Source organism: Ruegeria sp. CDSA033 (assembly GCF_059612305.1).
The window spans coordinates 1-10,830 of sequence record NZ_JBXWQI010000042.1; the positions used below are offsets into that span (position 1 = coordinate 1).

At 56.7% G+C, this 10,830-nt stretch carries 7 protein-coding genes and 1 pseudogene; 3 read left to right on the forward strand and 5 right to left on the reverse strand.

Annotated elements, in window-relative coordinates; translation table 11 throughout:
* The 3 genes and pseudogenes from AC2FLA_RS22030 to AC2FLA_RS22040 form a co-directional block, all read left to right on the forward strand.
* Nucleotides 1-303, forward strand: a pseudogene (locus AC2FLA_RS22030) (DDE-type integrase/transposase/recombinase); the annotation flags it as partial.
* Nucleotides 304-515: 212 nt separating this feature from the next.
* Entirely contained in the window at nt 516-1,829 is a 1,314-nt protein-coding gene (locus tag AC2FLA_RS22035; RefSeq protein WP_496725336.1) for a DUF3300 domain-containing protein, read from the forward strand.
* 1 nt (nt 1,830) lies between these two features.
* Entirely contained in the window at nt 1,831-2,721 is an 891-nt protein-coding gene (locus AC2FLA_RS22040; protein ID WP_496725338.1) for a DUF2950 family protein, read from the forward strand.
* Between the two features lie 95 nt (nt 2,722-2,816).
* Here AC2FLA_RS22040 and AC2FLA_RS22045 read toward each other — a convergent pair whose 3' ends face one another.
* The 5 genes from AC2FLA_RS22045 to iadA all read right to left on the reverse strand — a co-directional run bounded on the left by AC2FLA_RS22045 (nt 2,817) and on the right by iadA (nt 10,075).
* Nucleotides 2,817-3,194, reverse strand: coding sequence for a hypothetical protein (locus AC2FLA_RS22045; RefSeq protein ID WP_496725340.1), 378 nt, complete (start codon nt 3,192-3,194; stop codon nt 2,817-2,819).
* Nucleotides 3,195-3,395: 201 nt separating this feature from the next.
* Nucleotides 3,396-5,132, reverse strand: coding sequence for a Mur ligase family protein (locus AC2FLA_RS22050; RefSeq protein ID WP_496725342.1), 1,737 nt, complete (start codon nt 5,130-5,132; stop codon nt 3,396-3,398).
* A 14-nt stretch (nt 5,133-5,146) separates the two neighbouring features.
* Nucleotides 5,147-7,942, reverse strand: coding sequence for a cyanophycin synthetase (gene cphA / locus AC2FLA_RS22055; RefSeq protein WP_496725344.1), 2,796 nt, complete (start codon nt 7,940-7,942; stop codon nt 5,147-5,149).
* Nucleotides 7,943-7,968: 26 nt separating this feature from the next.
* Entirely contained in the window at nt 7,969-8,853 is an 885-nt protein-coding gene (locus AC2FLA_RS22060; protein WP_496725346.1) for a cyanophycinase, read from the reverse strand.
* A gap of 55 nt (nt 8,854-8,908) precedes the next feature.
* A complete protein-coding gene (gene iadA, locus AC2FLA_RS22065) occupies nt 8,909-10,075 on the reverse strand; it encodes a beta-aspartyl-peptidase (protein ID WP_496725348.1) in 1,167 nt (388 codons plus the stop codon).
* Nucleotides 10,076-10,830: the final 755 nt, after the last annotated feature.

Below are 10,830 nucleotides of genomic sequence, written 5' to 3' on the forward strand. Positions count from 1 at the left end.
GCGGATCATCACGGACAAACTGCGCTCATATGGCGCCGCCAAGCGAGAAGTCGCGCCGGGGTTGGATCAGTGGTCGCACAAGGGCTAAAACAATCGAGCCGAGAACAGCCGCCCCCATTCCGAAAGCGGGAACGGACGATGCGGAGATTTCGGTCCCCAGGAGGGTTACAGAGGTTCGTGACAACCCATTCTGCCGTTCGGAATTGCTTCTGTGCCCCGGCATTCCGTCGCTCAGCCATAACAATCCGATATCACCGCCTCGAGGTATTTGATGCCCGGGATGCCGCTACTCGAGCCGCTTGAAATCAGAGCATCAGCATTCCTTGGTGGGCAGGAAGCTAATGTGATAACTTCCCTTGGTGCACTTCTTTCTGGTTGTTCCGCCAAATGCCAACTGGAGCGACACAATCTTCTCCACGAAACCGACACCTATCGCGCTCTTGCGAGCGTTTTGACCGTTCGATTGCCAGAATCGAAATTTTGGGCGATCCTTTGAGAAATTAAAGGATCGCAATATGTTAAAATACTTGATGTTTGCACTCGGTATCGGCGTATCCACGGTGCTGTTTGCGCAAGAGGCTTCCGACGACCCTGCCGAACCGCAAGACGCTTCGGTATATTCTTCCGATCTTCTAACGGATGCGGAATTGCAAACATTGGTCGCTCCAGTGGCTCTTTACCCGGACACGTTGCTGATTCAGATTTTCGTCGCAGCGACACAGCCGATCGAGATTGTGAAGGCCGAACGGTATTTGCTGGATAACGCCGAGCGGGACCCCATTGAGCTTGAGCCGGAAATCGAAGCGATGGGCTGGGATCCTTCTGTCAGTGTGTTGGCGACGGCGTTCCCCGAAATCGTTGGTCAGATGGCCACACATATTGATTGGACCGAGACAATGGGCACAGCCATGCTGGCCCAATCCGATGATGTGATGGATGCGGTTCAGGTCATGCGAGATCAGGCAATTGACAGCGGTGCCCTTGTTTCAGGACCCGAGCAAACCGTCGAAGTGTCTAACGACGACACGGTCATCATCACTCCGACAGAACCCGAAACAGTTTACGTCCCGCAATACAATCCCGAGACAGTCTACACCGGCCCTTCGACCGGCGACGTGGTGGGGGCGGCGTTGCTGACCTTTGGCACTGTGGCGCTGATCGACGAGATTTTTGACGATGACGACGACTGGTATGGCTACTGGGGGTGCCGAAATTGCGGCGGGTGGGGCGGTGGCCCAATATACAGAAACCCCGACATTGACATAGACGTCGATGGCAACGTCAATATCGGTAATGACATCGATCTTGGCGACCGTACCGATATCGGATGGAACCCCGATCCTGACCGCCAACAGGAAGCCCGGGATAAGATCGCCGATCACAAAAGGCCGGAAGGTGGCCGCGGTGACTTGCCCGTAAACCGGCCCGAAGGCCGCACGGACGAACTCCGTGCAAAACTGAGCCGTGAATCCGGCGCCGCAGACATTAGCCGCGACGGTGCTGCGGCTGTTGCCGCTGGTGCAGGCGCAGGGGCCATCGCGGGAGGTGCTCTGGCAAATCGGGGCAGTGGCGACAAATCTCTGCCGCAGGTGAACCGCGGTAATGTTGATCGGGACAAGGCCGCAGCCAAACAACAGGCCATCGATCGGACCAAACGTCCGGATGCGGCGAAAAAGCCTGTCAAAAAGAAGCCTCAGGCAAAGAAGGCAGTGACCCAGCGTAAGTCCGCCTCGTCCAAAGGGAATGCGATGAAGAAAAAAGCATCAGGCGCCCAAGCCCACAAGGCGTCCAGACGTGGGCACGCTGCCAAAGCCAAGAGGAGACGGTAACATGCGTAAATCGGGTTTTTCTATCGTACTTCTTGCCATGGTGGCCGGACCGGCATTTTCCGACGGTGCCCTTTTCGAAACTCCGCAAACCGCATTGGACGCTTTTGTCCAGGCCCTAAAGGACGGTGATCAGAACAAGCTGCTTGAGATATTCGGACCCGAGGCCAAAGACGTGATCGGAACAGGCGATCCCGCGGAAGATCAGCAAAGAAGGCAAGACGTGCTTGGCATGTACTCTGAAGGATACCGCTTTCAACCCGATGATGATGGGGTGGTCCTTTTGTTGGGCGAAGACAGTTGGCCCTTTCCAATCCCAATTCTGCAAGGCGAAACCGGCTGGCGGTTTGATTTGGCGGCCGGGATCGAAGAACTTTCGGCCCGTGAAATCGGTTTGAACGAATTGGACGTGATCGAAACGCTAGAGGCCTATGTCGATCTTCAGGCGGCGTTCCGTCTTGTGGATCACAATGGCGATGGCGTTATGGAGTTTGCCCGGACCATCATATCGGATCCCGGCGAGCGAAACGGCCTCTTCTGGCCGAAAGAAGACAGTTTTGTCGGAGCCGCACTTGCCCGCGCCGCCGCCTCGGGGTGGAGCGACGGTGAGGCCGATTACGAACCCGAACCTTTCCTCGGGTATTACTTCACAATTCTGCAGGGGCAGGGGCCGAATGCTCCGGGTGGTGCCTATTCCTACTTTGTCGGCGATCAGTTCGTCGCGGGGCACGCTTTGCTGGCAGTGCCTTCGGATTATGGAGAAACGGGCATCCATTCTTTTCTCGTGGGTGAAAACGGTATTGTGTATGAAGCAGACTTTGGCCCGGATACGCTCGATCTTACTGTCGAAATCTCGGCCTACGATCCAGGTTCGGATTGGTCACCAGTTGAATGACTTTCGAAAGCCTGAGTTTTTCGAGTTAAATTGTAGTGATGTCTAATCGACTTTCTCCTCGGAGCGTACGGTCCGATGAAGGTCAACGGGCTTTGTCAGGTGGCTGGCAGTGTGGTGTCGGTGTAGCGAAGCATCATACAGAACCTATCCGACTTGACCCGGCTTAAGGCACCGATGTCGATATGCGCCCGGTAATTGACTTCGCCGATCCCGAATACAGCCGGATCGTCGCCTCGGTTCGACTGATAACAGCCGTTGAAGGTGACGAACCAGTCACCGTGGGCACGCTCACGATACCAGAAGTCGGTGCCTTCGCGCTGGTTTGCGAAGGACCATAGCCGTCCGATGTTGCGCAGTGTACGAAGGCCAACTCCACGGAAGCGGTCATCCCAAATTCTGCTTTGCTCGAATGCCTGAATTGGGCGGTTCTTGTAGGTGGGTATTGTGGCTTTGACACTGATGCCCCGTTGCAAACGAGGTCAACTGTGAGCCCAATCTACCAATTTCAGCGCATCGACCAAAAGGTAGGTTCTGTACCCCATTCCACTTCTGACCGGTCTCAGGTCAAAGGCGCAACATTTTTAGGTATCCGACGTTTGCTTATCTCCATTTGCGCTTGCTGAAATTGCCTTGTGCTGGACGCAATCGAGTTAATCTGGCTCCCGGCTTTGTTTTTACCCGTCAAGCATCGCTAGAACGGCGCTGCGGTCAGACAACACCAGCAGCAAGGCAATATCGCCCGGTTGCAGCTTTTTAATTATCATTGAAGCGGCTTGTGTGGGCGAAGCAGCTCTGAGTATTTGTTCTGTACCATACCCATGTTCCAACGCTGTCCGTTCGATCAGATCAGAAATTTCTCCTAGTTCGCGACCTCTTAAATACCCCTCCAGTTCGGTTGCGACGACCACATCAGGTTGGAAGTTCAGCGCTGTCGCAGTTACGTCCCGGATATCCTGATCCGATCTGTCCCCCGCATGGCTGAGCATGATGAAACGCCGTTTTGCCGGCAAGCTAGACAGCGCATCGCAAACGGCGGAAATGGAATGTGGGTTATGTGCGAAATCCACAAAGACCCGTGCTCCATTGTACTCAAACTCGTTGCAACGACCCGGGTTATCTTTGGCGTCTGGCTTGAACCCGGCCAACCCATCCCGCACTGCCTGAATGGGCAAGTCTAGTGCAAGGGCTAGGCACAAGGCCGCCAGAGCGTTCAGGATATTGTATTTCGCAGCGCCGCCCATGGTCAAGGGAACATCGGAAACAGCGATCACTACTTTTTCGACCGCGCCGTCAAAAAAGACGATATCGTCGTGCCGCACATAGGCGCAGCACTTGCCTGCATCGCGAGCCTGCCGGATCAGGCCATTTTGTGCGTCCAGCGAAAACCACCAGATGTTTGCCGAAGTCTTCTCGGCCTCGGTGCGGACATATGGGTCGTCGGCATTCAGGGCCAGCACACCGCCCTCGGCCAGTGTGCGATGTACGGCGAACTTGGCCTGAGCCAGTTCTGGCACCGTGTTGACCCCGTATTGCCCTAGATGGTCGTTCGCCACATTGGTGACCGCTGCTGCCGTGGCCGCGCGAGTCGGTAGACCCCGACGCAGAATGCCTCCCCGTGCGACTTCAAGACAGGCAACCTCCAGCCTTTTGTCGCGCAGCAACATGCGCCCGCCGCCGGGGCCTGAGTAATCGCCACGGTCCAGAATATCTTCACCCACGCGCACAAATTCGGTTGAGGTCAGCCCGGCGACCTTGCCCGAGGCGCGTGCAATCGCCTCAAGCAACCGGGTAGTGGTGGTTTTGCCGTTGGTTCCGGTGATGAACGCGACGGGGATATTGTGCAGAGCAGACCAGCCCACCTCATCAGCGGCCGGCAGCGCATCGACCGGCCAGGTCTGGCTGCCAGTACCGTGCCCGATCGACACCTCGTCATCATCGCAGAGGATATCCACACCACGCGCCTGTGCTGCTGCGATCAGGGCGATCAGCGCGGGGTTGGCTTCTTTCTCCATTACGCCTTTGACATCCGGAACAATCTGATCGAAATCTCCGGGCTCGGATGCAAGCAGGTCGGCGGCACAGAAATGCCAAGCGGTTTGCGCCGCGAAGATCGCGGAATAGAGCTGATCCATTGGCGCCGAGATCGCTAAATTGACGCCACCGGTAAAGATGCGATGGGTCAGGTCCTGATCCTGCCAGCCAAGCGCATCCAGCACACGACGCGCGTGTTTCTCCCACAGAGCGGTGACCTGCGTGGCATCAATATCGGTGAAAAACACGTCCATCACTGCGCCGGGTCGATCCCACAGCAGGCCTGGCCCGGTTAGACGCCGGACGTCATCCACCTGAATATGGTCGACAGTCGCGCTTGCAATTGTCAGCGCGGTCTCAAGCTCATCAATCCGGTCCATTTCCGAGCCTCCGCTCAATCCGCGTCTTCGCTGATTTCACGGGCCAGACGCACGCCACGCTCATCCCGGATCAAGTTCTGATCGCCTTCGAACATGTCTTCGAATGCGGGTTCGGCAGGGCTTGCCACCGGCGCGGCTTCGGGTGCTTCACCATCAGAGTTGAAATAGATGATCTGTTTCCAGCAACGTGTCGTGTCGTCACCAAAGATCACCAGCAGATCGCCCTGTGCAGCCTGCTCCAACGCGGCGCTCACCGCTTCGACCTCGTCCGGGATTATCGTGATCGCTGCGGCGTCCACACCGTTGTCGATCATCGCCTGACGCATCAACTGCGGCACCTCGTCATGCCCGCGGCCGCGGCGGCGGTCATCCGCCTTGCAGATGTAATGATCAAAGTGTCCGGCCAACGCGGCGGCCCCGTCTACAATGTCCTCATCACGCCGGTCGCCGGGCATCGCAACAACGCACAGCCTGCGGCCCTTGACCTCCAACTGATCGGCCAGCGCCGCCATCGCCTTCAGTGCGGCTGGATTGTGGCCATAGTCCAGGATCACCTTGAAGGGATGTTCGTCATAGACATTCATTCGCCCGGGTGCCTGGAAATAGCTGGTGTCGAAGGTGCGCAGACCGTGACGGATATTGTCCAGGTCTACTCGGACACTATAGGCCATCGCGGCGGCGAACATGGCATTCTGGACGTTGAAAATCGCTTTGCCTTCCAACGTCGCCGGGATCAGATGTGACCACAGAACCGGGATATGAAGCCCGTTGTCATAGATGGTCAGCATGTCACCATTCATGCCCTTTTCCAGCACGATGGCCTTGCCGCCGGTCTTGATATGTTCCTTGACCAGACTGTGCCCGGGATTGGTAGTGACATAGAATATCTGATCGGCTCCGGCGTAGTCGGCCATTTTCAGACAATTGATGTCATCGGCATTCAGCACCGCCGTATCTGTGGCGCTTTCAACCACCACGCGCTTGACGACAGCCAGTTCCTCGACCGTGTTTATGCCACCAAGACCCAGATGATCTGCCGAGACATTCATACACGCCGCCACGTTTGAGCGCTGATAGCCCAGACCTGACCGCACAAGCCCGCCACGCGCGGTTTCCATCACCGCGAAATCGACCGCCGGATCGCGCAGGACGATCTGCGCGGATTTGGGCCCTGTCATGTCGCCCTTGACGCTCAGCTTACCGTCGACATAGACGCCGTCTGTCGAGGTCATGCCAACCGTGTTGCCGCTGGTTTTCATGATGTGACCCAGCATCCGTGACGTCGTAGTCTTGCCGTTGGTACCCGTGATCGCCGCAATCGGGATGCGGGTTTCCTCATTGGCGGGGAACAGCATATCAATCACTCTGCCCGCCACGTCGCGCGGCTGACCTTCGGACGGAGCCACGTGCATTCGGAAGCCGGGGGCTGCGTTCACCTCGACGATAGCGCCACCGATATCCTTGTAGGATTTGGTGATGTCGTCGATCAGGAAGTCAACACCCCCCACATCCAGCCCAACCGCCATGATGGCGCGTTCGGCCATGTCACGATTGTCAGGATGTACGACATCCGTCAGGTCAATGGCTGTACCGCCCGTCGACAGATTTGCCGTCGATCGGAGATAGAAAATCTCACCATCCGGTAACACGGCCTCTTCTGTCACGCCCGCATTCTCCATCAGGCGTTTGGCCTGATTGTCGATTTCAAGCATGGTCAGCACTTTTTCATGCCCGATGCCACGGCGCGGGTCCTGGTTCACGATGTCAACCAGTTCGGCAATCGTGTGCGTGCCGTCGCCAACGACATGTCCAGGGACACGTTTGGCCACTGCGACCAGCTTGTTGTTCACAACCAGCATTCGGTGATCGAAACCGGTGATGAAGCTTTCCACCAAAATGGCCCTGCTGCGGGAGTGTTCCTTGGCTTCGGCAAAACCGGCCTCGACCTCTGATTCCGATTTTAGATTGATCGAAACGCCGCGTCCGTGATTGGCGTCGAGCGGCTTGACGACAACAGGAAATCCAATACGCCCCGCCGCTTTCGCTGCCTCGCGGGCCGAGTAAACCATGCGCTGCTGCGGTACCGGCAGGCCCAGATCGTTCAACAGGTTGTGGGTATCTTCCTTGTCGCAGGAAATCTCGACCGAGATATGCTTGGTCTCAGAGGTAATGGTTGCCTGAATGCGTTTCTGATACTTCCCATGCCCGAACTGCACCAGCGAGCCGGAGTTCAGCCTGATCCAGGGGATGTCACGCTCTTGTGCGGCCTTGACCAACGAGCCGGTTGAGGGACCAAATTCCTTGCGCTGCGCCCGCAGCACAAAGCTACGCAGTTCGTCCTCCCAGTTAAAATCCGGGTCGAATTCATAATCGACCTGATCCTTCAGGGATTGCGGCAGCAGATGCATCAGCAACCGCATCGCCAGTTTACCCGCGGCCAGACCGACGTCGCGCTGCCGGTATTCATAAACCATGTTGTACTGGCCAGGTTCACCCGTACTGCGGGTCCGGCCAAAAGTCACATCCGTGCCGGCTACGTTCTGTACTTCGATAGCGCAATGTTCCAGTACGTGACCCAGCCAGGTGCCTTCATCTTCGCGCAGGCGTCTGATGAAACCGCCGGGTTCGCGATAGGAACACCCATGTTCAGCCAGACCGGGAAGGGCCACGATCAAAGCGTCGATGTAGTCGGAACCAATTTTTGCCGATGGCCATTCTTCAAGAATATCCAAGTCGATAACGTGGCGAATAACCGGAAAACTTGCCCACACATTCGGGCCGACAAAAACGTTGGTCGAAATAATTTTCATGAAGGTCCCCGTTGGTTATCTTTTTGTTATCCCCCGCTGGCGACGTCATCCCCAGACAGGTCCGGCAGTGTGCAGAACGCCATATGCTCATCCGGCGGGAAAGCCTGGCGAGCCGTCAGATCATAACGGCACCCTTCGCCAAGAACGTCAAGCCGAAGACCCAGAAGGCTCAGCGCCTCGCCGCGGCGGGCATCCCACATTGACGAATGGGTCAGATGGCTGGCATCCACCACGCTCACGGTTCCGCTGCCCACGACCTCAAGAACGTTATCTGGCCCAATGAACGCCGCCGTGTCTTCGTCAATTCCCAGTCCGATCAAAAAAGGGTTGAAAGATGAGGCCGTTAGCAAGCGCCCCAAGCGGTTACGCTGTGTAAAATGCTGGTCAATGATGACCGCGTTGGTCAACCCCATGCCTGGGGCCAGAGTGATATTGCCTTCGGCCGGGGCGGAATTGCTGCTTCCGCCTGCAACCATGTGCTCGGACATGATCGAGGCCCCGGCAGAGGTTCCCGCAACCGGTACCCCCGCCGCATTCCGACGCCGGATCTTCTGAGCGACAAGCGTACCACCCAGAATCGCCGACAAGCGAAGCTGGTTCCCGCCGGTCATGAATACCCCGGTGGCGCGATCCAGCATCTCGGCATATTCGGGATTGTCGCAATCGGCACGGCGCGAGATCGGCAGGAACTCGACCTGACCGGCCCCGAGTTCGGAGAAAATACGGTGATAATCCGGCCCGGTTTCCTCCAACATCGAGGCCGTCGGGATTACGACGATATCGGCATCCGCACCGCCGGACAGTTCCACGAACTTGCGGTGAATCTGCATTTCCTTGACACGGTCTTCGCCGCCGCCAATCGGAATGATGAACCCACGCGGGGTCTCTGCATCAATGGGTGCAGGGCACATATCTTAACTACCTTCCGGTGTAATAACGGGCAGCCACCGGGGACCGCGCGGACGCTCAAACCTGTTCATACATGCCGCGCCGGACTATCTGGCCATCGCGGACATGCCATTCCCCCCGGGCCATCACATGCCGCACAGCCGTGTTTTCGTCAAGAACCACCAAATCCGCGTCCATGCCCACCTTTAGGCGACCTTTTTGATTTAACTTCAGCAGATCGGCGACATTCGAGGTCAACGGAGCCAGCGCCTCGGACAGGGGTACTCCGCTATCGGTAAGGTCGCGCAGCGTGTCGGGCAGAGTGTCCGACAATCCCACACCGAACCGTGTCAAATTGCCTTCTCGGTCAAAGGCCGGCAGGCAACCGCCACCGTCAGAGCTGATCGTAAACCGGTCCGCGCGACCACCCAAATCGCGAAATTGGACATAGGCCTCGGCGGCCGATATGCCGGGCTCGATATGTTCGCAGGGGAATGCGGTCGCGTCGATGTAACATCCGTGCCGCGCCAGTGCGACGGCCTGTTCAAAGAGCGGTTTGTTGCGATTGATATGGGTTGGATTGAAGACGCGCGCGGGGATCTCACAGGTCGCGATAGCCTGTTCCAACATCGAAAGACCCCGCTCGCCGTCTCCCATATGGCAATGCACGATGCCGGCTTTCCCAGTCATTAGGCCAGCAACATGCGCCTCGCTTGCGATCCGCAGAAACTCGTCCAAAGTGGGTTGGCTCGACCGGTGATCACTGATCGCCAGTTCACCAACGCCGATAACCGGATCAAGGAACACGATATCACTACGGGCTGAACCGGTGAGCGTGGCCAGAGGGATGTGATAGCCACCGGTGTGACACCAGGCTGAAAGCCCCTCGGCCCGCAGCCCATAGGCCTGTTGTACCAGCGTTTGCGTGTTGCGGGTCAGATCGTCGGTGCCCAACACCCCAACGACCGAGGTGACACCGGCACGGGTTAAAGACGACAGAACCATCGGCGGCACCCGACTGGCTGGTCCGGTTTCACCACCACCACCGGTGATATGCGCATGCCCATCAATAAAACCCGGAACAACCGCTGCACCGTCGACGTCAATGATCTCGGCCTGAAGTTGATCGGGCAATTCGGGCACTACACTACCGAGGTAAATGATGCGTTCACCTGCGGTGAGAATATGGCCCAAACCAACAGGCTCGGGTGAATAGAGTCGCGCATTCTTGATGAGTTTCAACACATTTCATATCCCTCAGTAGAGGTGAAGATATTCTTTCTTGCCCTAAAAGACAGCAGAAGAACCATCCCCTATTTCAGAGCAAGCATTGATGTCGGACCCAAGCCACTAACGGACATTGAGAAAAAAAGCAGATTGACGCCTTGTTGTACGTTAGAGCCGTTAACTTCTCCAAATTGCTGCTCCGTACATGGATGGCCGCTTTCAGGATGCAGGGTTGCCAGATTTCGGTTGCGCCGGCTGTCCGCAAAGGGTCGTCCAAGTTGTACGGCCCGAAGACTTAGATTTCAATGGCCTCCGAAATCGCGAACTCATCTTCCAATTCGACTCCCAGATTTCTCACTGGGCTGCCCATCTTGGATTGCGGCAGCATTAGCCGAAGCGTCATACTGGCAGGCTATATTCTTTGAGAGGGATAATGGCTTGCCCAGACCCATTTGACCCGCGAATAGTAAGGTGCTCAATTGTTGAACTGGCCGCGAGGTTTGAGGAATTCCGTCAGATGTGGGGCACCCAAAAGGTAGACATGTTGAACAGATTTGGGCATCTTAAAATGCCGCCAACCGGGCCTTTTCGGTTTATTGCGTTGGACGTTGAAACTGCAGGCAAATCTATCGGTAGCATCTGCCAGATCGGGCTTTGTTTTGTCAGCGACGCGGGTACTTTGCAAACCTACTCTGCCCTAGGGTCAGGACCCATTGATTTCCGCTTGGCTGCGTGATTCACGGTTCGAAAATCGAGCGGTGACCATGTCTGAT